Consider the following 25,724-nt stretch of genomic DNA (forward strand, 5'->3'; position numbering starts at 1 on the left):
ATATCAAAATCGTGCTGTTGCCTCTTCGTTGTGGAATGTGCTCTGTCATGCCGCAGAGAATGGCACGGTGGTTGTCCCACCCTCTGTGGAGAGGGCGCGGCGGGCGTGGGTGCAAGCCTTTTCATCATTAAAAGAAAGTTAGAATCATGGGGCAATTTTCCGAGAGACGAGTCTTGGTCACCGGTGGGGCCGGTTTTTTGGGGACACATCTTTGCGCACGTTTGTTGCGGGATGGCTGTGATGTGTTGTGTGTGGATAACTTTTTTTCCGGCACCAAAGGCAATGTATTGCATCTATTTGCCAACCCTCGCTTTGAACTGTTGCGCCATGATGTCACCTTTCCGCTTTTTGTCGAAGTAGACGAAATTTATAATCTTGCCTGTCCGGCGTCACCCATTCACTATCAGGTCGATCCGGTGCAAACCACCAAAACCAGCGTCCATGGCGCGATTAATATGTTGGGTTTGGCCAAGCGGGTGAAGGCAAAAATTTTTCAAGCCTCTACCAGTGAGGTGTATGGCGATCCTCAACAGCATCCGCAAGCGGAAAGTTATTGGGGCAACGTCAATCCCATCGGTCCCCGTTCCTGCTATGACGAGGGCAAACGCTGCGCGGAAACCCTCTTTTTTGATTATCACCGTCAACATAAACTGCGCATCAAGGTGGCCCGGATTTTTAATACCTATGGTCCCTTTATGCACCGCAATGATGGTCGGGTTGTCTCCAACTTTATTGTGCAGGCTCTGCGCAACGAACCGCTGACTGTTTATGGCAGCGGCAAACAGACACGCTCATTTTGTTATGTCGATGATCTGATTGAAGGTATTGTACGTTTGATGGATTCGTCTGACAGCGTGACCGGTCCAATCAACCTTGGCAATAGTGCCGAATATCCGGTGTTGCTGTTGGCAGAGACCATTATTCAAATGACCGCTTCGCGTTCGTCCATTGTCCTGCATCCCTTGCCGGTGGATGATCCACAGCAGCGACAACCAGATCTTGGTTTGGCCAAAGAGTTGTTGCACTGGCAACCACAAATCTCTCTGCAAGAGGGGTTGCAGAAGACCATTGCCTATTTCCAACAGATTTTATCACAATGATCTGCCTGCCCCTCTTGCGCTGGAGCACTCTCGATCCCATATAAGCGGATTGAGTGCTCTTCTACATTATTTTTGTAACTTTGTTGGAGGTGGGTGGTAACCATGAGTGAGGCTGCACAAAAAGAGACCTTGTCGTTTCAGGCGGAGGTTCGGCAACTGTTGGATTTGATGATCCACTCGTTGTACAGCAACAAAGAGATTTTTCTGCGCGAATTGATCTCCAATGCTTCCGATGCCGCAGATAAATTGCGTTTTGCCGCGCTTTCTGACGACTCATTGTATGAGGGTAATCCCAATCTGGAGATCCGTATTACCTTCGATAAGGAAGCAAAAACCATTACGATTAGCGATAATGGGATTGGCATGAACCGGGATGAGGTGATGAGCAACATCGGAACCATTGCCAAATCTGGTACCAAAGAGTTTTTACAATCGCTCAGCGGCGAGCAGGCCAAAGATGCGCATCTGATTGGCCAATTTGGTGTGGGTTTTTATTCTGCTTTTGTGGTGGCGGATCGAGTGACTTTGATTACCCGTCGGGCCGGTGCGACTGCTGGTCAAGGGGTAAAGTGGGAGTCGGCAGGGGATGGGGAATATACCCTGGAAGAGGTGGCCAAAGAGGGGCATGGTACAGAAGTAACTCTGCATTTGCGTGATGAAGAGGGAGATTTTCTGGATGATTGGCGGTTGCGCTCGGTCATCCGCAAATTTTCCGATCATGTCTCCTGGCCGATCATGATGAAGGGTCGGAGTGCTGCCGAAGAGGAGAGTGAGGAGGAGAAGCAGGAGGAGGGGCAAGAGGAAAAGGAGAAGGTTGTTGAAGAGAAGTGGGAGCAGGTCAACAAGGCCTCTGCTTTATGGACCCGTGCCAAGAGTGAGATCTCTGCCGAAGAGTATAATGAGTTTTACAAGCACATCGCCCATGATTTTGAAGATCCCTTGAGCCATTTGCATGTTCGGTTGGAGGGCAAGTATGAATATACCTTGCTGCTTTATCTGCCGAAGCGGGCGCCGTTTGATTTGTGGGACCGGGAGCGCAAGCATGGGGTCAAATTATATGTGCGGCGGGTCTTTATCATGGAGGGGGCGGAAGAGTTGATGCCGCGCTATTTCCGCTTTGTGCGGGGATTGATCGACACCTCTGATTTGCCTCTCAATGTTTCCCGGGAAATCTTGCAGAAAAACCAGGTGGTTGATGCCATTCGCAAGGGTGCGGTGGGCAAGGTCTTTACCATGCTGGAGGAGTTGGCCGAAAAAGAGCCGGAAAAATATCAAACTTTCTGGAAAATTTTCGGTAAAGTGCTGAAAGAGGGCATTATTGAAGATTATAGCAACAAGGAGCGGTTGGCCAAATTGTTGCGTTTTGCCACGACCCAGAGCGATTCCGAAGTGCAGGATGTCTCCCTGAGCGATTATATTGCCCGCATGAAGCCGGAGCAGGAGAAGATCTACTATATCACTGGCGAAACGCACATGGCGGCGCGCAAGAGCCCCCATCTGGAAATTTTCCGGAAAAAGGGTATTGAGGTGTTGCTGCTTTCCGACCGGGTGGATGAGTGGTTTGTGTCGCATCTGCATGAGTTTGATGGCAAGTCGCTGCAGGCGGTCACCAAAGGTGATCTGGACCTGGGCAAGCTGGATGACGAAGAGCAGAAAAAGGAGCGGGAAGAGCAGGAGAGCCGTTTCAAAGATCTGGTCACGCGGATCAAAAACAGTCTTGGCGACTCGGTCAAGGAGGTACGCACTACCCATCGTTTGGTCGATTCTCCCTCCTGTTTGGTGGGCGGTGAGTATGACATGAGCGCTACCATGGAACGGATCCTCAAGGATGCCGGTCAAGATGTTCCGGGAGCAAAAAGAGTTCTTGAGATCAATCCGGAACATGCTCTGCTCGTGCGTTTGCAATCTGCGGAAAATTCCGAGCGCTTTGACGATCTTTGCCATATCCTGTACAACCAAGCCTTGCTGTGCGAAGGTGGTCAGATAGAGGATCCGGTGGATTTTGTCCGGCGTTTGAATAATCTGTTGTAACACAGTTGCAATATCTCTTCACTCTCCAGACAACTGCATTCTGGAGAGTGAAGTCTCTTCTCTATGCTTTTTTTGGGTTGTATTATCTTTGAGGAAGCTGCCGATGGCGTCATTGCAGGTAGTGGAAGATGGGGACGATATAGAGGGTGAACAGTTGCGCAATCTGATTGAACGGATTGAGCGCTTGGAAGAGGAAAAAGCGGTATTGGCCGATCATGTACGCTCGGTCTATGCCGAGGCAAAATCATCTGGTTTTGATCCGAAAATCATCCGCAAAGTGGTGCGCTTGCGCAAAATGGATCCCAGAGATGTGGATGAAGAGGAGACTTTGATTCACATGTATATGCGGGCTTTGGGAATGGAGTAGCAGAATTTTTGTGCTTAGTCATCCTCTGACTTTGATGTTGTTTTTGCCCTTTTTGGGGGCGATTGTTATTGGTTTGTTGCCAGCGCGTCACGCCGGTCACAGTCGGCGTGTGGCTCTTTTCTGTTCTGGATTGGTTTGGTTGTTGGCTTGGAGTCTGTTGGCGGTTTATGATCCCAGCTCATCGGCAGTCCAAGCACTGGAAAGACACCCTTGGGCCACGCAAAGCGGTGGAGCCTTTCTTTTAGGCATTGATGGTTTTTCCTTACCCATGCTGTTATTGGCCACATCCCTGGCGTTTGTGGCCTTGCTCGCCTCGCATGTCATTCATGATCAACTCAAAGGCTATTATTTGTTCATGCTGCTTCTGGAGCTGGGCATGCTGGGTGTGTTCATGGCTCAGGATTGGTCTTTGTTTTATATTTTCTGGGAATTTACTCTGATTCCGTTGTTTTTTTTGATCAACCGCTGGGGTGGGGCGCGTCGCCAGCATGCGGCGCTCAATTTTGTCCTGTATACCATGGGCGGTTCGGTATTTTTATTGATCAGTTTGTTGTTGGCCTTTGATGCCGCCCAGGCAGACACCTTTGCCATGTCAGCGATGGCTGGTGGTTTGCAGAAGTTGCCCGCGCAAAGTCAATTGTTGATTTTCTTCGGCTTTTTGTTGGGATTTGGCGTCAAAATGCCCATTTTTCCCATCCATGGCTGGTTGCCTCTGGCCCATGTCGAAGCCCCTAGTCCGGTCAGTATTATACTCTCCGGGGTGCTGCTTAAAATGGGTTCCTATGGCCTGATTCGTGCGGCGGCCATCCTGCCGGTGGCGATGCTGATTTTGCAGCCGTTGCTGCTGAGTTTGGGCATGATCTCTCTGTTGTATGGTGCTTTATTGGCGTGGCGCCAGAGCGATTTGAAGGCGATGGTTGCCTACTCTTCGGTAAGCCATATGGGTGTGGTGTTGCTGGGTATAGCAACCTTGAACCATGCTGGGGTGTTGGGCGCGGTGAGCCAGATGGTCGCCCATGGCTTGGCTGCGGCAGCACTCTTTTTGCTGGTGGGGCTGCTCTACCATCGTACCCATAGCCGAGAGATAGCCGATTATGGCTCTTTGCTCCATGTGGCTCCACGTTTTGCGGTGTTTATTGCCCTGGCTTTTGTTGCTGCCATTGGCATGCCTGGAACGGTCGGTTTTATTGCCGAATGGCATGTGTTACTGGGTGGTTTTCAACAGTGGGGGGGATGGATTGCTCTGGTCAGTGGCGGCATGTTGATCAGTGCTGCCTATTCGGTACGTACAGTCAACCAACTCTGCACAGGTTCTGCGAATGCCCGTATGTCTGCGTTGGTGGATCTGACTGTGCCAGAATCGATCACCGCCGCCTTTTTGCTGTTCTGGATTCTGCTATTGGGATGGTTTGCCTCTCCGATGCTGCATTTGTCGGTGCAGTCGGTGGATCATTTTGTACACCTGTTTGTTGGGGTGGGACGATGAACCATGAACCCGACATGCGAGCGGCTGATCCCTGTGTCCAGCATTTGCAGGAGTGGTTGCACCATCTGGAGCACCATTTGCCGGGTCAGGCACCGATTCGCGATTTTATTCATCACAATACTCTGCATGGTTTTCAACATTTACCCTTCCCAGAGGCGTTGCGCCAAGCGGAACGCATTACCGGTATTCATGGTTATTGGCCACTGGCACAGTTTCGGGCTGCCTATCGGCAGGGCCGCATTAATCGCGCAGATCTGCATGCGGAGCTCTTGGCAGAGCAGGATTTACAAGCAGAGCAGTTGATAACCCAGGCAGGGTTTGCTCCGATTCAGCGTTTGGATCTCTATCGCGAGGCTTTATTGCACGATGTGCAAGGGCTCTCTGCCAGTCAGTTGTTGTGGCACCGGGAAGAACAACAGGCGTTGCGTCGCTGGCAAGCGGATCTTGCGGAAGATGTGCGCCGCTTTTGGTTGAGCCAGGGTGCGGAAGATGTGGTGGTTGGCCAACTGTGGCAGGCTTGTTTGCAGCGTTTGGCAATCAAGGAATCGACAGCCCATCCCGAAGAGCAGTTGGAAGATCTCTTGACCTTTTTTGCTTCCGACTCTTTGTCGGGGGAAGAGCTGGATCTGCGCCTGTTTGCGACCCTGGTGCGGGAAGAGGCGGAAGCGTTGCTGGATAAGCTGTTGTTGCAACTGGGAACGGATCTGAGCATCAGCGCTCTGCTGGCTCATTTGAGTGGAGAGGATCCCTATGAGGATTTGCGTCCCCTGTTGTTGCGGCATGTAGCCGCCTATTTGGATCAGGGCTTGGCGGGTTGGAGTTATCCTGATCGTGACAAGGGGTTTTGGAGCTCCTGGTGTCGTCAGGCACGTTTGGATTGGTCTTTTCTCCCGGAAGAGTTGGCTCAGTGGAGTACCGAGTTGGACGCGATGGCGGAGGATGCCACCGAGAGTGTCATTCTTTTGTTGACGCGCATGGGTCTGCCGGAAAAGCGTTGGACAGCCTATTTGCAGCGCCTGGCTTTGCGGTTGCCGGGTTGGTCAGGGATGATGATGTGGCGTCATCAGCATCCAGGATATGAAGGCATCAGTCCGCAACGAGTCTCCATGATGGATTATCTGGCGGTCGCTCTGTTTTTGGAATGGCTTTATTCACTGCGTTTATGTCAAAAATATTGGCAAATTGAGCCGCGTATCGACACCCTGCGTGACTATTTTCGGCTGCACAGTGCCGAATTTTTAGTGCGTTGGTCACTTTTTCACGATCCATTGCCCGAATATCTTGCCGAACAGGCCGGACGGATGTTGGCACAATCGGGAGCAGATCCTCTGCGCGAGGAGCAGTGGTATGCGTTGGCGCGTATGCTGCGCATTGGCCATCAGGCACCGGGTAGACAAGGGCGAAAAACGGCTCATGCCGATGCTTGGCCGCTCTTTTTGCTGGCCCAGCATCTGGGATTGACAGCGCAAGGATTGCGCTCTTTGTCTGCCGAGCAGTGGTCGATGTGGCAGGAGACTCTGACTCGTTTGACTCCAGATCGTTGTGGCTATCTGTGGTTGCAAGCCTATGAACGGCACTATCGCAACCAGATATGCAATGCTTTGATACAGAATCATGGCCGTGGACGCTGGGCTGTTCGGCAACAAGCGCCGGCGGCCCAGTTGATATTTTGTATGGATGAGCGGGAAGAGGGGTTCAGACGCCATTTGGAGGAGCTTGCTCCCCAATGGGAAACTCTGGGAGCCGCCGGTTTTTTTGGTGTACCAATCTATTGGCAAGGTTTGGATGAGGGGCGTTTTACCGCGCTCTGTCCGGTGGTGGTAACGCCAGCCCATCAGATTTGCGAGCTGCCGGAGTTGGGTACGGATGAGGAATATACAAGTTACAAACAGCATCGGCATTGGCGTTTGCGCTTGCAGGAACAACTGCATCAGGGAAGCCGATTGGGGGTACTGCGACCTTTGTTGGCCACCTTTTTGGCGGCACCAGGTGCGATAGTGTTGTTGTTGGGCAAATTGTTGGCACCTTTGGCAACGGCGCGGATCATCCAGCGCTGGTTGCGCTCTCTGGAACCATTGGTGGCGACCCGTTTGCATTTGAACGCGGCTGCGGATGCTCCTGCCGCATCCCCGGAGCAACCGCGTTTGGGGATGACCGATCAGGAGCAGAGCGATCGGGTGGAGGGGTTGTTGCGCACGATCGGTTTGACCAGCCAGTTTGCTCCCTTGGTGGTTTTGGTGGGACATGGTTCGATCAGTCAAAACAATCCCCATTTGGGTGCCTATGATTGTGGTGCCTGCAGTGGGCGCCATGGTGGTCCCAATGCGCGTGTTTTTGCCACCATGGCCAATCGTCCTGAGGTACGGGCCCTGTTGCGCGGACGTGGCATTACTATCCCTGAGAGCTGCTGGTTTTTGGGTATGGAGCATAACACGGCCAGCGAAGAGTTGACCTGGTATGATCTGAGCAGTTTGCCTGCTGCCCAGCAGAGCGCTCTGCAGGAGCTGCAAACTGCCATGGAGCAGGCGCGCCGAGCCTCAGCGCATGAACGGAGTCGCCGTCTGGCCTCTGCACCACGCCAGGCGACACTTGACCAGGCTTTGGCGCATGTGGCTGGGCGCAGTTGTGATTTCAGCCAAGCCCGACCAGAATTGGGACATGTGACCAATGCCGTGGCGGTGATTGGTCGCCGTTCTGTCAGTCAGGGGCTCTTTTTTGATCGGCGCATGTTTTTGATCTCCTATGATCCGACCCAGGATCCTTCTGGAAAAATTGTGGAAAACATTCTATTGGCCGCTGGACCAGTGGGTGCTGGCATCAGTCTGGAATACTATTTTTCCACGGTGGACAATGAACGATTTGGTTGTGGTTCCAAGATCACCCATAATGTGACTGGCTTGTTGGGGGTGATGGAGGGGGCGGCATCTGATTTGCGCACCGGCTTGCCTAAACAGATGATCGAAATTCATGAGGCGATGCGCTTGCTGGTGATTGTGGAGCAGCAGCCGGAAATTTTGACGCAAATTCATGGCCGACAGGCAGCGATACGCGAACTGGTGGATAATGGTTGGATTGTTCTGGCTGCCAAAGAGCCGGAAACGCCACGCATCCATCTCTTTCGCCCCGGTGTGGGATGGCAACTGTGGTCGGAAAGTTTGCAGCCTTTGCAGCGGGTAAGCTGTTCGCAGGAGTGGTATAGGGGGCATGAGACTCCTTTGCCACCGGTTTGGCTGGGACAAGCCGAAGAGGAGAAGCGGTATGCGTGAACAGGCTCTTCTCTGGGTCTCCTTGTTGCCAGCCCTGGCAGCGCTCTGGATTGGCACGGCTCTGTTGATGGGGTGGATCCAGGGGGAAAAAAGCGAACGCCACAGCGCTTTGGTTGCCTCGTCAGCCAGCGGTTTATCTTTGTTGTTGATGCTATTGGTTGATCTGCAGGTTGTGGTCAGTGGCAATATGCCTGGTTCGCTGCATGTGCTGACCTGGATGGAGAGTGTGGGTTATCGAGTGTTGGTCAGCGTGCAGGCCGATCCGTTGAGTCTCTCCATGAGCACGCTGGCAGCCTTGTTGGGCTGGTTGACGGTACGTTTTTCTGTGCATTATCTGCATCGCGAGGAGGGTTTTCATCGCTTTTTTGCCTTGTTGTGCCTGTTTATAGCGGCTTTGTTGCACTTTTTGTTGGCTGGCAATGCGGTGATGGCCTTTATTGGTTGGGAGTTGATGGGGCTTACCTCCTATCTGTTGATCGGATATGCTTTGCAACGCCCGCAGGCAGGGGTCAGTGCCACCCGGGTGATTTTGACCAACCGGGTGGGCGATGCCGGATTTACCGTAGCCATTTTATTGGGCTTTACCTGGTTGGGTGGGGTGGAGTGGCAAGAGTTGGCAGCGGCTGCAACGCTCTTAAACTCTTGGCAATTGGGGGTGTTGACGGCTGGTTTTTTATTGGCGGCTGCGGTCAAATCGGCTCAATTTCCCTTTGCAGCCTGGATTTCCCGTGCTTTGGAAGGGCCTACCCCCTCCAGCGCCATCTTTTATGGCTCTTTGATGATTCATGCTGGCGTCTATTTGTTGTTGCGCTTGGAATCATTGCTGCGCCATTCACCCTTTTTATTGACGCTGTTGATTTTGTTGGGCAGCCTGACCGTCCTCTATGGTGTATTGCTGGGATTGGTGCAAACCGATGTCAAAAGCAGCTTGATCTGTGCCACGCAAACCCAGGTGGGTTTGATGTTTTTGGGCTGTGGTTTGGGATGGTTTGAGTGGGTGGCGTGGCATATGGCTGCGCATGCTGGCTGGCGGGCTTATCAATGGTTAAGCGCTCCCTCTTATATGCACGGCATGGTTGCAGCCACTCCGGCAACCTGGAAAGGGGTCCAGCGCTTTCCCTCGCTTTATGCGGCGTCTTTGGCACGCTTTTGGTTGGATCCTTTGACCGATCAATTGCTGACCAAGCCGACGCAGGCTCTGGCCAAGGATCTGCAGAGTTTGGAGGATCGTCTGTTGAATCCTCTGCTGGGCAACAGCCCTTTGGATCGCGCCATCTTGACTCGTGCGGGCTCCTCGCAAGCGGTGGGTCCAGAGATGAGCGGAAACAATGGTCTGCCTGCTCTGCTCCTGGCGCGCTTGGCCTCGTGGGCGCAATGGTTGGAAGATCGTATTCTGAGTGTGGGAGGAGAGGGGATGGTGCGTACTGTGGATGAGTTGGGAACGCATCTCTCGCGTATCGATCAGCTTTTCAGTGAGCCGCGCTATTTGGTGCTGATGATCATTTTGACCTTTGTTGCGATATTATAGCTGCCCATGATTACGGAAATCGCCTGGTCTGAACAGAGTTTTTGGCCTGTATTGGCAGGGTTGCAGAGCTTTCCACTATTGGCGGCACTGCTGCTGTCACGGGTGCGTCAGGATTGGCCCGCCTTTTGGTTGGGTATGCTCTTGGCCTTCGTTGAGTTTGTAGGTGCTGTTACTCTGTTTCAGCTTTATGATCCGCTGCGTCCGGAATGGCAACTGGTTGAGCGACTCACTCTGCTCGGTCCGCTGCAATATCATGTGGCGGTCGATGGTATGAGTGTGTTGTTTATTTTGTTGACCGCCTTTTTAACCTTGATGGCAATACCGTATGGTTGGGTCAGACCCTTTCGTCCGCAACCGCGTTTTTTGGTTTTGCTGTTTTGTGGCGAGTCTCTCTTGATCAGCCAATTTGCTACGGTAGATCTGCTGTGGTTTTTTCTGTGCTCGCTGATTCAGATCGGTTTGGTGGGCTATTTGATGCGGCATTGGTCTGCTTCGCTGGATGAAGGGGTGTCTCTGAATCGCTTTTTTGAGTTTATGGGCATTGGTTTGGCGATGTTGTTGGCTGCCACCTTGATATTGGGTTGGTCGCACTTTGATCAGACCGGAAGATGGAGCTTTGATCTTCTTGATCTGTTGGCTCATCCCGTGCACTCCTTTTTGAGTGTGAGTGTTTTTTTTCTGCTGTTTTATGGTTTGGGAATTCGCGTGCCTCTTTTCCCGCTGCATGGCTGGTTGCCTTTGGTGGCCGAGCGGGGTACGGTGGTCTTGGCTCTGGTCTTTTTGTTGGGGGTCAAGACCGGATTTTATGGCATGCTGCGTTTTATGTTTCCTTTGGTGCCTGCCTCCATCTACCGATGGCAGTTGGCGGTGGTGATAATTGCCACGATCGGTATTTTTTATGCGGCCTGGCTGGCCACCATGCAGCAAAATCTGCGGCGCATGATGGCCTATGCCGTAATCAGCCATAGCGATATTATCGTCATTGGCCTGTTTACCACCAATAGCCATGCCTTTCAGGGCAGTCTGTTGTTGATCGGCAATGTCGGTTTGGCGGCAGCCACCCTCTTTTTTATGATCGGCTTGATCAACAGACGCACCAAAACGGTGTTGTTGGGGCAACTGGGGGGGTTGTTTGGTCGTCTGCCCTTTATTGCCATGGCCTTTTTTGTCGCTGGTTTGTCGGTGATTGGGATGCCCGGCACACCGGGATTTGATGCCACCCATCTGTTGATGGAGGCTGCCATGCACCGCTATGGGGCCTTGATCACCATTGCTGCGGCTTTGGGTAATGTCGCTTCGGCAGCCTTTTTGTTATGGTCTTTTCAACGGGTGTTTCTGGCAGCACCCGGTCAACGTCCGATTCCTTTGCCAAAGGTCAGGCAGACCGAATGGATTGAAGGGATATTGGCTGTCACCTTGATTGTGGTGCAGTTGACAGCAGGTTTCTATGCCGAGCCATGGTTAAAATTGCTGGATACAACCGCCCATTCCATGGCCAAGCCTTACTCACTATTTTTGGATGATTCCCCGGCAAGGCATAACTGATGGAAGCAATTGCAACCGATATGGCCTCCTTTCCGCTATTGAGCCTGTTGATCGGCCTGCCATTTTTTGCAGCAGCTCTTCTTTGGTTGTTGCCAACAACACAGGCACAAAGAGTAGCTTTGTTGGCGACAGGTGCAGAAACGCTGTTATCCGTGCTTGCGGTGTGGCGCTTTGATGCCGGGCGCAGCGGCTTTCAATGGGTAGAGAGAGCCCAATGGTTGCCGACAGTTAACGTACACTATCTATTGGGTGTAGATGGCATTTCCATTCTGTTTTTACCGCTTACAGCGCTGCTGTTTTTGGGTGTATTGCTCTCATCCCGTCCCCCCGTACTCCCTCGACTCTACTATGCCTTGTTGCTTGCGCTGCAGGGGATGACCATCGGAATCTTTTGTGCCTTGGATCTGGTGCTGTTTTTTCTGTTTTGGGAGTTGACACTGCTGCCCATCTATTTTTTGGTCAATTTATGGGGGATGGGGCCACAGCGACGTTTTGCCGCCACACAATATACGCTATGGATGTTGGGAGGAGGCGTTTTTCTGCTTTTTGGCTTTATTCTGGTGGCGGTAAGCCATAGTCAACAGGTGACTTTGTCAGCAGATATGTCGTTGTCGGCAACATTGACCTTTGAACTGCCCTCGTTGTTGGCGACAGCCTTGCCGAGCCAGCAGCAATTGCCCGCATTGCTTTTGTTGCTTTGTGGATTTGCGTTCAAGACGCCGGTGGTGCCTTTTCATGTCTGGTTGCCGGTGATGGCGATGGAAGGACCGGTCGCTTTGCTGGCGATTATGACCGGTGTTAAACTGGGAGCTTATGGCATTTTGCGCTTTGCCTTGCCATTGGCCCCCCAGGCGGCGATGCAGTGGTCGTGGCTTTTGGCAGGCATAGGTGTTGTCGGGATCTTTTATGGCGCACTGATGGCTTTGAATCAGAGCAACATGAGACGTTTATTGGCTTTTTCCAGTATCAGTCATGTGGGTATGGTGCTTTTGGGAATTTCCACCATGAATGTGCATGGTATCCAGGGGGCACTGCTGCAACTGCTTAATTTTACGTTGATTGCCAGTGCGTTATTCTTGCTGAGTGGATTTATTCATCGCCGTACTGCCTCTTGCGAATGGCTGCATTTAGGTGGTTTGGTGCGTGTGATGCCCACGGCAGCATTTTTTTTTCTATTCTTTGCTGTGGCCAGCATGGGGATGCCTTTGACCTCTGGATTTCCCGCAGAGCAGTTGATCATCTTGGGCACCATTGCCCAGCATAAAGGTGCAGCACTGGCAGCGGTTGGCGGGCAAATCCTGGGAGCGGCCTATCTGTTGCTTTTTTATCGACGAGCATTTTTAGGATCGACATCCCGGCATCTGCCAAGCGGGGTAGTGGATCTGCAAGGAGCGGAACGCTGGTCTCTCTTTTTGTTTGCCATTCCGGTTTTGTTGGTTGGTTTGCTGCCGGGATGGCTGGTCCATTTTACGCAGTTGCCCACAGTGGGATGGTTGGCGCAGATGAGCAATCAGCTTTCCCAATAATGGAGCGCTTGCTTTGGGTACTGGCCGCCCGATGCGAGGGGATGCAGAGTGCAAATCCTCGTAGGGGTTGTTGCTAAGGTTGGTCGGCGAAGGCAAACCAATCGACCTGCATCTCTTCAATGCGGCTTTCTGAACGGCTTTCAAAGACCAAGGTAAATCCTTGTGTATCAATCTCTTCGGCACGACTATGCAGGCGCACTTTTTCTGCGGGCAATTCCAGCAAGGTGATTCCCAGCACAATTTTTGGCGGATGCGCGAAGGGTTGCAGAAAGGTGACCCGATGGCGATATTGACGCAGACGGGCAAAAATATCGGTCAATTTCCAATTGCTGTCTCCTTTTTTGGCGATGACGGAGCCATTTTCCATCTGCAGGGTGGGGGCGGGTCGATTGCTCAACAGGAGCAGTTTGCGTTCTGCTTCAGTGACTCGTTCTGCCAGGGAGGAGTCTTGTGTCATTTTTTGCAGACGCTCTTCCACACTGTGCAGGCGCTCTTGAACAGCAGGCAGACGTTGGTCATGCAGCCAGGAGAGCCATTGGGGGGAGGAGGGGTTCGTGGTGGTAACGGCGGAGGAAGGGGTGTTTTCCTGGTGTTTTTCCCATGGTTGATTGAGCAGAATGACGACAAAACAGATGATGCTAAAAACAGTTAAGAATATTTTCATCGGGATAACCCATTGTGCCAAAGGTGCAGGAGAGGTTGCCACCACTGTTGTTTTGTGGTGGGTGGAACAGGGGTGAGGCGTTCCAGAAAATCGTGGAAGAGCAGTGGGGGTTGATGGTCACTCCAAGAGTGGGCCTGCTCTTGCAGTTGCGCGATACTGTTTGCGTTCATGGCAGTGCGGCTGCACAGAAAAATTTCATTGCGGGATGGGCTGGGTACCGGCAAGCGATAGATATTTTCTGGAAAATGGTTCGGAATCTGAATATTCATCTGTTGATAAAGAGCTGTTTCGGCGCGATTGATATTGAAGGCGACCACACCATTTTTGCTCAACAACTGTTCAATGGTGCTCAGAAGGTTCTCAGAGTAGATGGATGGCGCCATGCCGTCATGATCAAAAGCGTCGATAAAGATCAGATCAAAGAGTCGCTTTTGTGCCGACAAGGAGGTGAGCAGGGATGCGCCATCAGCGCAGTGCAGGGTCAGTCGCGGATCATCGGGCAGAAAAAAGAGATGTTCAGCGATGGCAGGAATCTCTGGATTGGCATCCACAGCATCGATCTGGCAGGTGGGATAGTGGTGCAAGAAAAATTTAGCCAGAGAACCGCCACCCAAGCCAACCATCAATATCTGTTGGGGTTTGGGATTAAACAGAAGAGAGGCAAGCATATGACGAGTATAGGGCAAGATCAGCCATAAAGGTTGTTCCAGTAGGATGCGGCTTTGGGTGAGATGGTTGTCGAAATAGAGAGAGCGATAACCCGCTTCATCGATGACCAACAGGGTGCGATTTTGCCATGACTTGCGAAGAATAATTTTATATGTATCTGTATTGTCAGTCATTTTACATGTATATTCCCGGATGTTACCGCAAAGAGAGCCTGTCTGCAAGGTTATTGTCGACTTTTTTGACAATTGAGAGTATGATAGCGGGGTTGTGGGTGGCAACCTCCTCCACATTCTTTTCTCAAAACCGGAGCAAACTATGGCAAGCAAAGAGCATAAAGAGAATAAAGAAAATCAGAAAGAGGGAAAACGCGGCCTGAAGGAAAAAGAGAGTAAGGCCAAAGCGGCAAAGAAGATAGCCAAAAAAACGGGCAAGTCGGCAGATGATATGCACGCACAACGCATCGATGCTCTTGAAGGGCAGATCAAATTGATGCGCAAACGCATAGATTTGCAATTGCAGCAACTTTCTGATCGCAATGCAGCTCTTTTGCGGCGTACCAATGAATATATGCGTATCACTTCCGATCGGCATGTTTCATTGATTCACAGAACAGAAGATCAGATGAAACAGCTTGCTGATCGCAATGCGGCTTTGTTGAAAAAGACCGATAATCAACTGCGGCAGCTTTCTGATCGCAATGCAGCTCTTTTGCGTAAAACCGGTGAGCAGTTGTCCCAGCTTTCCGAGAGAAATGCCGCCTTGTTGCGCAAGATCAATATCGATACTGCTGGCAAATCCTGAATCGTCACCCCGTTTAACAGGGTTGCCGTGTGTTAGGGGGGGCTTGCCCTGTTATGCCTTGATTATCCGCGCACTCTTTTCTGCTCTGTTTTGCGGATGATCAAGGCTGCGTTGTTTTGCTGATGGGGTGCGTTTTTTGGAGTCGGATGGGTAGAAAGATATTTTTTATCTGTTTTTTTACAAACCAAATATGTTTGAAATGTGTTTATATCATGATTTAATTGTACTTAACATGTTGTGATATGAGCAATTTGGTTGCGAGCCGGAGAAGGTTTTTAACGCGATGCGCTGCAAGATTACCCAACTGATTGAACGGAATGTTGTCACTATCGACCAGCATCGGACGGTTTCGGAGAGTGTTGGGATTATGGCGGATCGTGGTGTGGGATCCATTGTGGTGACCGGCAAAGGGCGAGTGGTAGGATATTTTACCGAGCGGGATCTGTTGACGCGGGTGGTCGGCAGGAAGCGCAATCCAGAGACCACGTTGATGCGTGATGTGATGAGCACGGAGCTGATCAAGGTCAACCATGAAGCTTCCTGCCGATACTGTTTGGAGCAGATGCGCGAACATGGCATCCGGCATTTATTGGTTTATCGAGATAATTTATTTATTGGAGTGATCTCTTTGCGGGTATTGGCGGAAGCGTTGACCCAAGGTCGCAGCCGCAAGGATTGGATGGTCAACCTGGTAGGTGGAGTGGTCTTTTTGGTGATCATGGCGGTGATAGGTTTATTGGTCTATTTGGCACCGGAGATGGTGGCGATAGCCAAAAGACTATCGCCATAGCCGGTGATTACAACCCCTTCAACAGCTTAACATTGCACCCACGGCAAGCCGCGAAAACGCCATCCGTTGACCGTGCTGCGATGGTGCTGTTCGTCCCGATCTCCTTCAAATCCTTCCACAACATGGTAGACATCATGAAAGCCGGCGGCGATAAGCGCATTGCCGGCATCAATGGAGCGATGCCCAGAGCGACAGATCAAGATGAGGGGTTGGTCTGTTTTGGCGACGTGGGCAACCTCTTTAATAAAGTTTGGGTTGAGTTCAAAATCGGGGGCATCCTGCCAGGGGATATTGATGGCCCCTTTTGGGTTTCCGACAAAGAAAAACTCCATTTCTGAGCGAATATCAATAAAAACAACACCCTTGCTTTGCAGCATGGCAAAAGCTTCCTGGGGCAATAACTGCTTGAGCTCCGGGTGCAAGGGGCTGTGTGGGGCTGAGGGCAGTACAGTTGGGGTGTGGTGATTCTGGTTTGCGTCTGCTGAGTTCTGTGTCATTTTGGCTCCGCGAATGTTATGCTGTATCAAGAGAGCGCCGAGTGCAGAAAAAGTGGTTAGTCTCTGCTCCTTGCGCATAAGATTACTCTATCGCAAAAATGGCTTCCAGGTTAAGTGATTTTGACAGCAAACAGTATGGGAATGTGGTAACCAAGCCATGAGTGGTTGGAAATCGGGACAATCAGGCAAGCGTTTGTTGCCCAATCTTTCCTCTCTTTGGGGGCGGCGGAGAAAAAAACCGCTGTATGTGGCTGAGTCTGGCGGGCGCTGGCGCGGTCGCAACCATACCTTTGCGCAAAAGTTGGAAGGCCATTTGACGGCGATTGGCAAGCGGACTGCGAGCCATGAAGCCAGTATCAGCCGACGCAGTGGCGGTGAGATGCGTCGAGGTGTTCGTTGGCGCGAGATTTTGGCCACTCTGGCAGAGCGCTTCTTGCTTTGGCTATTGACTGGCATTGTTTTTTTAAAAAATATACTGAGTTTTTGGCGCGATGTGGGGATGATTTTGCGGGAGTTGTTGTTGCGCCGCATGCTTTATCCCCCCTTTTCCTTTGCCACTTTTGCCAGAGAGGTGCAGGCGGCACGTCTGGAGTCAGCCTGTCGGACGGCGAGCTTGCGACGTGAGCCGGGTTTGCACAGCCCGGAGGGGCAGGCGATGGCACGCGGCAGTTCCCTGTTGCTGCCGACTCTGGAGGAGCGGGAGGAGGTGGAACGGGCAAAAATGTTTGATTTGGATAGTGAAGAGGAAGATCTCTCTGATGAAGAGTTGACAGATCAAGCCTGGGCTCTGCGTTCACGTTTGCGCGAAAATGGGCGTGAGGATCTCCATAGATGAGTGAAGAGGGATTTGCGGATGCTCTGCTTCCCGGAACCCGACTGCTCTGGTTTGAGATTCTCAAGGTGTTGGGCAAGGGAGGTTTTGGGATCACCTATCTGGGCCGAGACACGCAACTGGAGCGGGATGTGGCGATCAAAGAGTATCTGCCTGCCGCCTATGCGTCTCGAGTCAACCAGAAGGAGATTGTTCCCAACTCTTCGGCAGATCAGCGGATCTTTGAGTGGGGATTGGATCGTTTTCTGCGTGAGGCACAAATTTTGGCGCAGTTTCGCCACCCCAGTATTGTGCGGGTGCTCAATTTTTTTCGTAGCGGCAACACCGCCTACATGGTGATGGAATATGTAGAAGGGGAGGGGTTGGATCGTCTGTTGCGGCGCCGGAAAACCTTGGATGAGCTGACGCTGAAACGGTTGCTGCTGCCGTTGTTGGAGGGATTGGCCGTATTGCACAAGGCCGATTATATCCACCGTGATTTGAAACCGGCCAATATCTTTATACGCAAGGAGAGTCAACTGCCGGTTATTTTGGATTTTGGTTCGGCACGGCAGGCGGTAGCAGGGCGTGGAGAGAAGATGACCAGTTTATTGAGCCTGGGCTACTCTCCTTTTGAACAATATGATTCCTCAGGTCATCGACAAGGGCCGTGGTCGGATATTTATGCTTTGGGTGGGGTGTTGTATCGCGCCATCAGTGGGCAACGACCTTTGGAAGCGAGTGTGCGCATTTCAGCCCGTTTGCGAAATGTCGTTGATCCTTTGCCTACAGCAGAAGAGGTGGGGCAGGGAAAATATTCGTTGGAATTTTTACGCGCAGTGGATTGGGCGCTGCGTGTTTTGGAAAATGAACGACCACAATCGATCAGCAGTTGGCAGCCAGCATTGTTGGGTAACCCAGCGGGAGGGGGTTCTGCGCAGTCAGCAGCACCACTCTCTTTGTCGGCAGTGCCAACAGGCGATTGGGTCGATTATGGCTCCTGGTCAGGATTGCTGCATTCTCTACAAACCTTGGCGGGCAATATTGCCGAACAGGAGCATCTGGCGGCGGCAACCGCCCGTTTGACCGCACCTGGAGTGGTGGTTGAGGTGCCAAGAGTGTGTGCGCCAAATCTGCCGGAAGTGGTGACTCCTCGGACAAAAAAGAGCGGGGAGAAGAGTCCTCATCATCATTCTCAGGGAGAGGAAGTAGAAGAGCGGGCGGCGGTGGTGCGGGAAAAATTTGTGCAGCCCACTCCAGAGGAGATACCGCCTGCGCAACGGCAGGCCGGGATGATTTGGGAGGAGCCGACCATCAAAATGGCTTTTGTTTGGATTCCGGCAGGCCAGTTTATCATGGGGGCCTCTTTAGCCGATGGGCAGCGCAAAGAGGATGAAGGGCCGGAACATGAGGTGCAGGTGCAGGGTTTTTGGTTGGGCAAATATCCCTTGACCTGGGGGCGGTGGCGGCGGGTGATGGGTGATTATCCTGCCGGGTTGTTTATGAATTCCAAGGCCAACCATCCAGTGGAGCGGGTCAGTTGGTTGGATGTCCAACAATTTATGCAACGCTTGGGCAGTCTGGTCGGCAAAACGACCCAGTTTCGTCTGCCGACCGAGGCAGAGTGGGAGTATGCGGCACGTGCCGGTGAAAATGTATTGCCGCAATTAAACCGATCGACTCTGGAGTATGGTACAGAGCAGTTGACAGATCATGCCTGGTTTCGTGCCAATGCCAAGGGGCAGACCCATCCGGTGGGGGAGAAAAAGCCCAATGCCTGGGGTTTGCATGATATGCTGGGCAATGTTTGGGAGTGGGTGCAAGATCGTTATCAGGCGGATTATTATTGGCGTTCTCCGCGAGTCAATCCTCAAGGTCCGGGAGCTGCAGAGCTGCGGGCCGGTTTGCCGGCGCCCTCGGCCAACCGTTTGCACAAATCGGCGCCCAGGGAGTTTCGTGTGGCTCGCGGTGGGGGATTCAACAGCAGCGCTCAGGAGTGTTGGCCGACCACGCGGTTACGGATGGCGGAAAACAGTACGGCGGTCACAGTAGGTTTTCGTTTGCTGCGACAGGGGTGAGCCTTGACCTTTAGGGGCAGGGTAAGAGTGGGTGCGGCGTCTGACAAGGGTGAGGGTTGGTTGCAGTGGCGGTAGTGGTCATGATAGATGGTTTGAGCGCTGCGGTTGGCGGTGCGGTTGAGCGTTGGCAGTGGCATCGGCTGGCAGTTGTGGCAAAGAGTGGCCGTATTTCCTGGTCAGGTCATCCCTTTTTTGCCTGGTTTGGGCAGGAGGCTTTGCTGCAAAAGGCACAAATGCGAGATCTGCCCTATGGCTATTTGGCGGCTTTGGCTTTGTTGGAGGAGCTGCCCGATCCTGAGCGTATTTGGTGTTGTTTGGGTTTTACCCATCTTTACCAAAAACAACAAGATCTGCTCTTTTTATCCCCGGAACGCACCGGACAGAGCGTTGCGGAAGCCTCCTCTTTGGCAGAGGCGCTTGCCGAGGATTGGGCGGAAGAGGGGTGGGTGTGGCATCCCCCCACTGCTCGCTTTTTGGCGGATGGGAGTTGGCCGGGATTTTTTCTGTTGTCGAGGGCGCCAACCAGCAAGCCTGAGGAGTGGTCAGTGCTGACCACTCCTTTCAACCTGTTGGAGGGGGAGTCGTTGCGCAGTCGGATGCCGCAAGGGCCTGGTGCAGCCCGTCTGATTCAACAGTTGACCAATGGCCAGATGCTGTTGGCCCGTCATGAGCGCAACCGGCAACGGCAACAAGAGGGGCGCATGCCATTGAATAGCCCATGGCTTTGGGGTGTAGGATCGGGGAAAGAGTTGCGCACGGTTTCGGAGATGGCGCCAGGAGTCTGTTGTACAGCAGATCCGTTCTTGGCTGGGTTGGCACGATTGGCAGGTCAGCAGATTTATTGGTTGGATGAACAAGCGGATTGGGGGGAGATGCTCTCCATTGTTGCCCAACGGAGAGGGAGTGGTCCGGTTTTGGTCCATTTTGCCATGCCGGCTCTTTTCATGCGTCATCGCCAGTCGGAGTCTGCGCAGAAGGCGCTGGACAAGATTGATCAACACTTTGTCAAACCTGTTTTGGATATTTTGCAAGGCAGCAACAGCCAATTGGTGATCAGTGCTTTTTATGGTGCAGAACAACCTGCCCCCAATGGCGAGTGGGAGCTACCTTGGGTAATGGGAGAGGGCTCTCTGTTGCAGAAAAGCCGTCGTTTTTGGCATCGGGGAGCTTTTGGTCAGGGGGAGAGTCATCCTTGGCAGGAGTTGCGCAGAGAGTGGCAACGATGAAAAACGAGAAAGCTTTGTCATGGTCTGGAAAGGTGTGGCGACAACGCCATGAAGCGACCGATCTGCACCGTCAATTGGCGGCAGAGCAGGGGCTGAACAGCTTTTTTGCAGCGATTTTTGCCGATCGTGCCCTGCAGGATCGGCACGAGGTGGAGGCTTTTTTGCAGCCACGTCTGCAGCGCCTGCCGGATCCGGCACAGTTGCGCGATATGGACAAAGCGGTGGAGCGTTTGCTGCGTCTTATTGAAGATGGGGAAGCGTTGGCGATATTTGGTGATTATGATGTGGATGGAGTCACCTCTTCGGCTTTGATGGTGCGCTATTTTCGCGCTTTGTCTGTAGCGGTACAGGTCTATATTCCTGACCGTTTGACAGAGGGGTATGGTCCCAACCCGGCGGCGATGGCCCAATTGGCGGCAGAGGGTGTCCGGGTGGTGATCACTGTCGATTGTGGGGCAACCGCCTATGAGGCGTTGGCGACAGCGCAGCAGTTGGGTCTGGATGTGATTGTCACCGATCATCACCAGATGCGCGATGAACCCCCTTTGGCCTGGGCGCTGATCAATCCCAATCGACCGGATGAATCGTTTGCGCATAAAAACATGGCCGGTGTGGGTGTGGCCTTTTATTTGTTGATGGCTTTGAACCGGGCGTTAAGGCAAAAGGGTTGGTTTCAGGAGGGACGCCAGGAACCGGATCTCAAGCGGTGGCTGGATTTGGTGGCTATTGGTACGATAGCCGATGTGGCGAGTTTAACCGGGGTCAATCGTATTTTGGTTACCCATGGGCTGCGGGTGGCGGCGGAGACAGGCCATGTCGGTTTGCGGGCATTGCAACAGGTGGCTCGTTTGGGTACAAGCTTGCGCGCGGGACAGGTTGCCTTTCAATTGGGACCGCGCATCAATGCCGGAGGTCGTTTGCACCGTGGCATGATGGGAGTAGAGCTTTTGGTCACGGACGATGAACAGAAAGCGCAGCAGTTGGCAGAGGAGTTGGAGGGATATAACCGCGAGCGGCAAGCGATTGAGGAGCGCATGTTGCGACGGGCTTTGGCGCTTTTGGAGGAGGCTGGAGAAGTAGACAACCGCTATGGCATTGTGGTGGCCGAGCAGGGTTGGCATCCGGGGGTGATCGGTATTGTTGCCTCGCGACTGGCAGAGCGTTTGTATCGACCGGTCATTGTCATTGCGTTGGATGCGGAGGGAAAAGGCAAGGGATCCGGGCGTTCCATTCCTGGTATCGATCTGTTGGCGGCCATAGAGGATTCTGCATCCTTGTTGCGCACCTATGGAGGCCATCGTGCGGCTGCGGGATTGAGTCTGGATGTACAGAATCTTGCGGCATTTGCTCAGGCTTTTGACCAATCCATTCAGGCGCGTTTTCAGCCAGGACTGTTTGATCCGGTAGCCTATTATGATGGAGAGGTGGCTTTTGCCGAGGTCACGCGCCAATTGGCGCAGCGTTTGGAGCGTCTGCAACCTTTTGGACAAGGCAACCCAGAGCCGGTCGTGTTGCTGCAAAATGTACGGGTGGTGGAGGCACGTTTGCTGAAGGAGCGGCATGTCAAATGTTTGTTGGCGGATCAGGAGGGAAATCTGCTGGAGGCGATAGCCTTTTCGGTATGGCCTGGGCGCGTCGGCGAAGGGTTGCTGGCTGGGGCGAGTCGGGTGGATCTTTTGGGCAACTGTACCCTCAATGTCTATCGTGAGCAGGAGAAAGTACAGTTGGTGGTGAAGGATGCGCGTCCGGTTTGACCGCGTTGTGGGCAGAGGGTCTCTGAACCCAGTGTGCCGCACAGGCAGTGCGGCACTGCGGCAAGGCGGTGTTGCGTGTGGGGAAAGATAAAACAGTAAGATAGGCGATGCGTGCAGGAGCCTGTAAGGTCGCGCCAGAGAGAGATGCACCCGCTCAGAGGAAACGCAGGGCAAGCCCATTTGCCAATTTCCTCACAGTTGCCACAAGCGAAACGGTGCCTGTCGGGCGTCCGCCCTCCCAAAGCGTGCCCCTGCGGGGCACAGATTGGTGCGGCGTGCGCGAATGCTTTGCATTCGCTTCTGGTGAAACGCCGCACATTTTCAGCAGGGCTTTGCCCTGTACCCACCAGGAGGAGATAATCTCCTCCTGGACCTCCATAATAATTTTTTGATTTTCAAATGCGATTGCCATGAAGGGAACGAATGGGGCTGTACCAAGGAGTGAGAGTATGAGAGAGTGTCCAGACTATTTTTACCAACAGTCGGCAGTTGTGCCGATACGCTTTCACGAGCGCCGTCTACAGATTTTGATGATCTCCTCCCGCAAGGGCAAGCGTTGGGTGATTCCCAAGGGGGTGATCGAGCCAGATCTTTCGGCAGAGGAGTCAGCAGCAAAAGAGGCTGCGGAGGAGGCGGGCATCCAAGGGGAGATTTTGCCTGGGCTTTTGGGCAGCTTTCAATATGAAAAATGGGGGGATACCTGTACGGTGCAGGTGTTTGTGCTGCAGGTGAACCAGGTTTTTGAGCAGTGGCTGGAGGATTTTCGCAGCCGGATGTGGTTGGATCTTCCTGAGGCAAAAAAACGGATCAGCGAACCGGCATTGCAGGAGTTGATCGAGCAGTTGCCACTCTTTTTGGCAGGCCATGGTTTGCCATGAGCAAATTGGCGGAAAATTATCAACGCTTTGAATTTCTCCCTTTTGAGAGTCATGGGCACCAGACCACTTTTCATTATCGTTTATCGGGTGATCGGGTAGCTCCCATCGATTTTTGCGAACAGATCACCTGGCCCGCAGCTCTGCCGGCACCTGATCCCATGCGTGCGGAGATGCAGCAGGCTTTGCGCAATGTGCAGTTGGTGTTGGGGATCTCCTACTATAAATCCTGTTGTCCTAAAGAGATCATTATCCATGGTGCGCTGCCAAACGAGCAGGAGGCACAGTTTTGGGATCAACTCTATACGGTGGGTCTGGGAGAGTTTTATTATCGCAACCAATTGGATCCGCGTGGCCGTGTCCATTTTCCCTGGCAGGCTGTGAGCCGTCCGTTATTGTCCTGTCCAGAGCCGGTCGGAGAGAAGGTCTTGTTGTTGATTGGCGGCGGCAAGGATTCGGCTGTTTCTTATGAGATCATTCGGGAAGCGGGTGTGGAGGTGGCGCTCTTTTCCTTGGGCAATGCCCCTTGGATCAAGCGGCTGGCGGCTGCTTTTGCTGCGCAGCACTATGTGGCCGGGCGGCAGTTGGATGCCAAGCTCTTTGCTTTGAACGCTTCCGGGGCCTATAACGGCCATATTCCTATTTCAGCCTGTATTGCTTTTGTCTCTCTGGTGGTGGCTTTGTGCGGGGGCTATCGGGCGGTGATAGCCTCCAATGAGCGCACAGCCTCCTATGGCAATCTGCACTGGCTGGGGATGGAGATCAATCATCAATGGAGCAAAAGTTTACAGTTTGAGCAGTCGTTGCAGAGTCTGCAGCGTGGCTTGTTTGTGCATGCGCCTGACTATTTCAGTCTGTTGCGTTCCTTGAGTGAATTGGCCATTTGTGGCTTGTTTGCCCGTCGTTTGCGCTATTTTAATAATTTTACCTCCTGCAATGCCAACTTTCAGTTGAAAGATACCAGTCAGACGCCGCGCTGGTGTGGTCGTTGTCCGAAGTGCCTCTTTGTCTATTTGATGATGGCGCCGCATTTGAATGCAGAGCGTTTGCAGAGCATCTTTGCCGGCGATTTTTTGCGTGATGCTGCCAATATGCCCCTGCTGGAGGAGTTGGCGGGGATTCGTGGGCACAAACCTTTTGAGTGTGTGGGTACGCCAGAGGAGGTGTTGGCGGCCTTGTCGCAGCTCTACCGACAGGGGCGTTTGCAGGGGAGTGAGTTGCAGGAGTTTTATGAAGAGCGGCTGCAGGTGAAGGTTGTTGATGCGCAGCGTTTGTGGCAGGAGCAGATGGCGGCAGGGGGAGAGTCGAGTGTGACACCACTCTGGCAGAGGCGATTGGATGACTATTTGCGAGCTCATTGAGCGCCGGGTTGGTATTTTAGGTTTGGGAGTGGAGGGGCAGGCCGCTTTGCAGGCGTTGCGGGCTGCCGGATACCAGCAGACCGTTCCGGTATTGGTGGAAAAGCCGCTTACCCTTGACGAGTCGTGGGGGCCGGTACAGTTGTGTCAGGGAGCGGCGGCCGAGGCGGTTTTGCCAGAGTTGGATGTGCTTATTCGCTCACCAGGTTTTGCTCCGGGACACCCTTGGCGCCAGCAGGCCGATCGATTGCCTCTGTTGCAAACCACGCCGACCAACCTGTTTTTGGCCGAGGTGCGGCGGGCTGGTTTACCGGTGATTGGAATTACAGGCAGCAAGGGCAAGAGCACGACCAGTACTTTGTTGTATGAGAGCATGCGCGCTGCCGGTTTGCCGGTCTGTTTGTTGGGCAATATTGGTGTAGCGGCTTTGGCACAGTTGCCGGAGGTGCTGGCAGAGGACAAGATGACGGTTTTGGAGATGTCCAGTTATCAGTGCGCTGATTTGCAGTTGGGTCCGTCGATTGCCGTGGTGTTAAATCTGTTTCCAGAGCATATGGATTGGCATGGTTCGGTGGATGCCTATTATTTGGCCAAGATGCAGATCGGGGCTTGCCAGTTGCCAGGGGACTTGCTGCGCATCGACCAGCGGGCGGTGCCGTGGATGCAGCGGTTACGTCCGGTGGCTGAGGAGGAGATGATTCTGCAGGAGCGTGGCTATCACATTGCCGATGGTTTTTTTTGCCGCGGTACTGAGCGACTGTTTGCGACCACTGCCATGCGTTTGCCTGGCAGGCACAATTGGGAGAATGGTTGTGCGGTGTTGGCAGCAGCAGAGTTGGTTGGGGTCGGGGCGGAGGTGGTGCAAGGGGTGATGGGAGAGTTTAGCGGTTTGCCCTATCGGATGAGTGATTTAGGGGTTCGAGGGGGGATTCGCTGGATCAATGATGCGATTTCCACGGCGCCGGAGGCGACGGTGGCAGCATTGCAGGCATTTTTGCCTCAGGTGGCGACCTTGATTGTCGGGGGCAAGGATCGTGGTTATGATTATGCACCGTTGGTGGAGAGGCTTGCCGAATCGGCGGTACGCACTTTGATTTTGCTGCCGGACAGTGGCCGAAGGGTGGCGGAATTGGTACGGGCTTGTTCAGGTTTGTCGTGTCGGATCATCGAGGTGGCCGATTTGCCGGAGGCGGTGCAGCAAGCCAAAAGATGGACCGAAAAGGGTTGGAGCTGTCTCTTCTCACCTGGAGCGCCCAGTTATAACCAGTTTGCCAATTTTAGCGAACGTGGCCAGGCTTTTCTTAAGGCGGTGGGCAATGGCGATGATTGGTAAACAGGTCAAAATGATTACG

The 25,724-nt window shown here is 52.9% G+C and carries 21 protein-coding genes; 17 read left to right on the forward strand and 4 right to left on the reverse strand.

What is annotated here, in order from left to right; translation table 11 throughout:
* Positions 1–146 precede the first annotated feature (146 nt).
* From EJP87_RS03425 to EJP87_RS03460, 8 genes are all read left to right on the forward strand, one after another.
* Positions 147–1,100 (forward strand): UDP-glucuronic acid decarboxylase family protein, encoded by a 954-nt coding sequence (locus EJP87_RS03425; protein WP_130470467.1) that lies wholly within the window; start codon positions 147–149, stop codon positions 1,098–1,100.
* Between the two features lie 102 nt (positions 1,101–1,202).
* Positions 1,203–3,131: a molecular chaperone HtpG gene (htpG, locus tag EJP87_RS03430; RefSeq protein ID WP_130470468.1), complete on the forward strand. Its 1,929-nt coding sequence runs from the start codon at positions 1,203–1,205 to the stop codon at positions 3,129–3,131.
* 103 nt (positions 3,132–3,234) lie between these two features.
* Complete coding sequence (locus EJP87_RS03435) at positions 3,235–3,498, forward strand: DUF2312 domain-containing protein (RefSeq protein WP_130470469.1); 264 nt, start codon at positions 3,235–3,237, stop codon at positions 3,496–3,498.
* Between the two features lie 34 nt (positions 3,499–3,532).
* Positions 3,533–4,984 carry a complex I subunit 4 family protein gene (locus EJP87_RS03440; protein ID WP_130470485.1) on the forward strand — a complete coding sequence of 484 codons (1,452 nt, stop codon included), beginning with the start codon at positions 3,533–3,535 and terminating at the stop codon, positions 4,982–4,984.
* Positions 4,981–8,250, forward strand: a complete 3,270-nt coding sequence (locus tag EJP87_RS03445) for a DUF2309 domain-containing protein (protein WP_227657432.1) — start codon at positions 4,981–4,983, stop codon at positions 8,248–8,250. The genes EJP87_RS03440 and EJP87_RS03445 overlap by 4 nt, the downstream gene beginning before the upstream one ends.
* Positions 8,243–9,778: a proton-conducting transporter transmembrane domain-containing protein gene (locus EJP87_RS03450; RefSeq protein ID WP_227657433.1), complete on the forward strand. Its 1,536-nt coding sequence runs from the start codon at positions 8,243–8,245 to the stop codon at positions 9,776–9,778. The genes EJP87_RS03445 and EJP87_RS03450 overlap by 8 nt, the downstream gene beginning before the upstream one ends.
* Before the next feature lie 6 nt (positions 9,779–9,784).
* Positions 9,785–11,323: a complex I subunit 4 family protein gene (locus tag EJP87_RS03455; RefSeq protein ID WP_130470470.1), complete on the forward strand. Its 1,539-nt coding sequence runs from the start codon at positions 9,785–9,787 to the stop codon at positions 11,321–11,323.
* Positions 11,323–12,849, forward strand: a complete 1,527-nt coding sequence (locus EJP87_RS03460; RefSeq protein WP_130470471.1) for a complex I subunit 4 family protein — start codon at positions 11,323–11,325, stop codon at positions 12,847–12,849. Before EJP87_RS03455 ends, EJP87_RS03460 begins: the two co-directional genes overlap by 1 nt.
* Positions 12,850–12,922: 73 nt before the next feature.
* Here the strand turns inward: EJP87_RS03460 and EJP87_RS03465 are convergent, their stop codons facing one another.
* Together EJP87_RS03465 and EJP87_RS03470 are read right to left on the reverse strand one after the other, a co-directional pair.
* The gene (locus EJP87_RS03465) at positions 12,923–13,513 is read right to left on the reverse strand and encodes an H-type lectin domain-containing protein (RefSeq protein WP_130470472.1); all 591 of its coding nucleotides are present in this window, start codon (positions 13,511–13,513) and stop codon (positions 12,923–12,925) included.
* Complete coding sequence (locus tag EJP87_RS03470) at positions 13,510–14,355, reverse strand: spermine/spermidine synthase domain-containing protein (protein WP_193771114.1); 846 nt, start codon at positions 14,353–14,355, stop codon at positions 13,510–13,512. The genes EJP87_RS03465 and EJP87_RS03470 overlap by 4 nt, the downstream gene beginning before the upstream one ends.
* Before the next feature lie 142 nt (positions 14,356–14,497).
* Here EJP87_RS03470 and EJP87_RS03475 point away from each other — a divergent pair, with 142 nt between their 5' ends.
* Positions 14,498–14,983 (forward strand): hypothetical protein, encoded by a 486-nt coding sequence (locus tag EJP87_RS03475; RefSeq protein WP_130470474.1) that lies wholly within the window; start codon positions 14,498–14,500, stop codon positions 14,981–14,983.
* Positions 14,984–15,266: 283 nt separating this feature from the next.
* Positions 15,267–15,773, forward strand: coding sequence for a CBS domain-containing protein (locus tag EJP87_RS03480; protein ID WP_130470475.1), 507 nt, complete (start codon positions 15,267–15,269; stop codon positions 15,771–15,773).
* 26 nt (positions 15,774–15,799) lie between these two features.
* Here EJP87_RS03480 and EJP87_RS03485 read toward each other — a convergent pair whose 3' ends face one another.
* A complete protein-coding gene (locus tag EJP87_RS03485) occupies positions 15,800–16,270 on the reverse strand; it encodes a rhodanese-like domain-containing protein (protein WP_130470476.1) in 471 nt (156 codons plus the stop codon).
* A 157-nt stretch (positions 16,271–16,427) separates the two neighbouring features.
* Here EJP87_RS03485 and EJP87_RS03490 point away from each other — a divergent pair, with 157 nt between their 5' ends.
* The 4 genes from EJP87_RS03490 to recJ all read left to right on the forward strand — a co-directional run bounded on the left by EJP87_RS03490 (position 16,428) and on the right by recJ (position 22,139).
* Entirely contained in the window at positions 16,428–17,105 is a 678-nt protein-coding gene (locus EJP87_RS03490; protein WP_130470477.1) for a hypothetical protein, read from the forward strand.
* Positions 17,102–19,159, forward strand: coding sequence for a bifunctional serine/threonine-protein kinase/formylglycine-generating enzyme family protein (locus EJP87_RS03495; protein ID WP_130470478.1), 2,058 nt, complete (start codon positions 17,102–17,104; stop codon positions 19,157–19,159). The genes EJP87_RS03490 and EJP87_RS03495 overlap by 4 nt, the downstream gene beginning before the upstream one ends.
* Before the next feature lie 65 nt (positions 19,160–19,224).
* A complete protein-coding gene (locus EJP87_RS03500) occupies positions 19,225–20,385 on the forward strand; it encodes a hypothetical protein (protein WP_130470479.1) in 1,161 nt (386 codons plus the stop codon).
* Complete coding sequence (recJ, locus tag EJP87_RS03505; protein ID WP_130470480.1) at positions 20,382–22,139, forward strand: single-stranded-DNA-specific exonuclease RecJ; 1,758 nt, start codon at positions 20,382–20,384, stop codon at positions 22,137–22,139. Before EJP87_RS03500 ends, recJ begins: the two co-directional genes overlap by 4 nt.
* 154 nt (positions 22,140–22,293) lie before the next feature.
* Here the strand turns inward: recJ and EJP87_RS03510 are convergent, their stop codons facing one another.
* A complete protein-coding gene (locus tag EJP87_RS03510) occupies positions 22,294–22,551 on the reverse strand; it encodes a hypothetical protein (protein WP_130470481.1) in 258 nt (85 codons plus the stop codon).
* Positions 22,552–22,588: 37 nt separating this feature from the next.
* On the opposite strand from EJP87_RS03510, the gene EJP87_RS03515 reads away from it, so the two are divergent.
* From EJP87_RS03515 to murD, 3 genes are read left to right on the forward strand one after another with little or no spacing between them, the layout of a single operon-like run.
* A complete protein-coding gene (locus EJP87_RS03515; RefSeq protein ID WP_130470482.1) occupies positions 22,589–23,017 on the forward strand; it encodes an NUDIX hydrolase in 429 nt (142 codons plus the stop codon).
* Positions 23,014–24,375 carry a MurL-like N-terminal domain-containing gene (locus EJP87_RS03520; RefSeq protein WP_130470483.1) on the forward strand — a complete coding sequence of 454 codons (1,362 nt, stop codon included), beginning with the start codon at positions 23,014–23,016 and terminating at the stop codon, positions 24,373–24,375. Before EJP87_RS03515 ends, EJP87_RS03520 begins: the two co-directional genes overlap by 4 nt.
* On the forward strand, positions 24,353–25,705 hold the full coding sequence (gene murD, locus EJP87_RS03525) for a UDP-N-acetylmuramoyl-L-alanine--D-glutamate ligase (protein WP_130470484.1): 1,353 nt from the start codon (positions 24,353–24,355) through the stop codon (positions 25,703–25,705). Before EJP87_RS03520 ends, murD begins: the two co-directional genes overlap by 23 nt.
* The last annotated feature ends 19 nt before the right edge of the window (positions 25,706–25,724 follow it).

Source organism: Candidatus Magnetaquicoccus inordinatus (assembly GCF_004217665.1).
GTDB classification, from domain to species: domain Bacteria; phylum Pseudomonadota; class Magnetococcia; order Magnetococcales; family Magnetaquicoccaceae; genus Magnetaquicoccus; species Magnetaquicoccus inordinatus.

Excerpts from the sequence above, each read along its gene's own strand:
- EJP87_RS03425 (WP_130470467.1), top strand. The coding sequence starts at position 147 with ATGGGGCAATTTTCCGAGAGACGAGTCTTGGTCACCGGTGGGGCCGGT.
- htpG (WP_130470468.1), top strand. The coding sequence starts at position 1,203 with ATGAGTGAGGCTGCACAAAAAGAGACCTTGTCGTTTCAGGCGGAGGTT.
- EJP87_RS03435 (WP_130470469.1), top strand. The coding sequence starts at position 3,235 with ATGGCGTCATTGCAGGTAGTGGAAGATGGGGACGATATAGAGGGTGAA.
- EJP87_RS03440 (WP_130470485.1), top strand. The coding sequence starts at position 3,533 with ATGTTGTTTTTGCCCTTTTTGGGGGCGATTGTTATTGGTTTGTTGCCA.
- EJP87_RS03445 (WP_227657432.1), top strand. The coding sequence starts at position 4,981 with ATGAACCATGAACCCGACATGCGAGCGGCTGATCCCTGTGTCCAGCAT.
- EJP87_RS03450 (WP_227657433.1), top strand. The coding sequence starts at position 8,243 with ATGCGTGAACAGGCTCTTCTCTGGGTCTCCTTGTTGCCAGCCCTGGCA.
- EJP87_RS03455 (WP_130470470.1), top strand. The coding sequence starts at position 9,785 with ATGATTACGGAAATCGCCTGGTCTGAACAGAGTTTTTGGCCTGTATTG.
- EJP87_RS03460 (WP_130470471.1), top strand. The coding sequence starts at position 11,323 with ATGGAAGCAATTGCAACCGATATGGCCTCCTTTCCGCTATTGAGCCTG.
- EJP87_RS03465 (WP_130470472.1), bottom strand. The coding sequence starts at position 13,513 with ATGAAAATATTCTTAACTGTTTTTAGCATCATCTGTTTTGTCGTCATT.
- EJP87_RS03470 (WP_193771114.1), bottom strand. The coding sequence starts at position 14,355 with ATGACTGACAATACAGATACATATAAAATTATTCTTCGCAAGTCATGG.
- EJP87_RS03475 (WP_130470474.1), top strand. The coding sequence starts at position 14,498 with ATGGCAAGCAAAGAGCATAAAGAGAATAAAGAAAATCAGAAAGAGGGA.
- EJP87_RS03480 (WP_130470475.1), top strand. The coding sequence starts at position 15,267 with ATGCGCTGCAAGATTACCCAACTGATTGAACGGAATGTTGTCACTATC.
- EJP87_RS03485 (WP_130470476.1), bottom strand. The coding sequence starts at position 16,270 with ATGACACAGAACTCAGCAGACGCAAACCAGAATCACCACACCCCAACT.
- EJP87_RS03490 (WP_130470477.1), top strand. The coding sequence starts at position 16,428 with ATGAGTGGTTGGAAATCGGGACAATCAGGCAAGCGTTTGTTGCCCAAT.
- EJP87_RS03495 (WP_130470478.1), top strand. The coding sequence starts at position 17,102 with ATGAGTGAAGAGGGATTTGCGGATGCTCTGCTTCCCGGAACCCGACTG.
- recJ (WP_130470480.1), top strand. The coding sequence starts at position 20,382 with ATGAAAAACGAGAAAGCTTTGTCATGGTCTGGAAAGGTGTGGCGACAA.
- EJP87_RS03510 (WP_130470481.1), bottom strand. The coding sequence starts at position 22,551 with ATGGCAATCGCATTTGAAAATCAAAAAATTATTATGGAGGTCCAGGAG.
- EJP87_RS03515 (WP_130470482.1), top strand. The coding sequence starts at position 22,589 with ATGAGAGAGTGTCCAGACTATTTTTACCAACAGTCGGCAGTTGTGCCG.
- EJP87_RS03520 (WP_130470483.1), top strand. The coding sequence starts at position 23,014 with ATGAGCAAATTGGCGGAAAATTATCAACGCTTTGAATTTCTCCCTTTT.
- murD (WP_130470484.1), top strand. The coding sequence starts at position 24,353 with ATGACTATTTGCGAGCTCATTGAGCGCCGGGTTGGTATTTTAGGTTTG.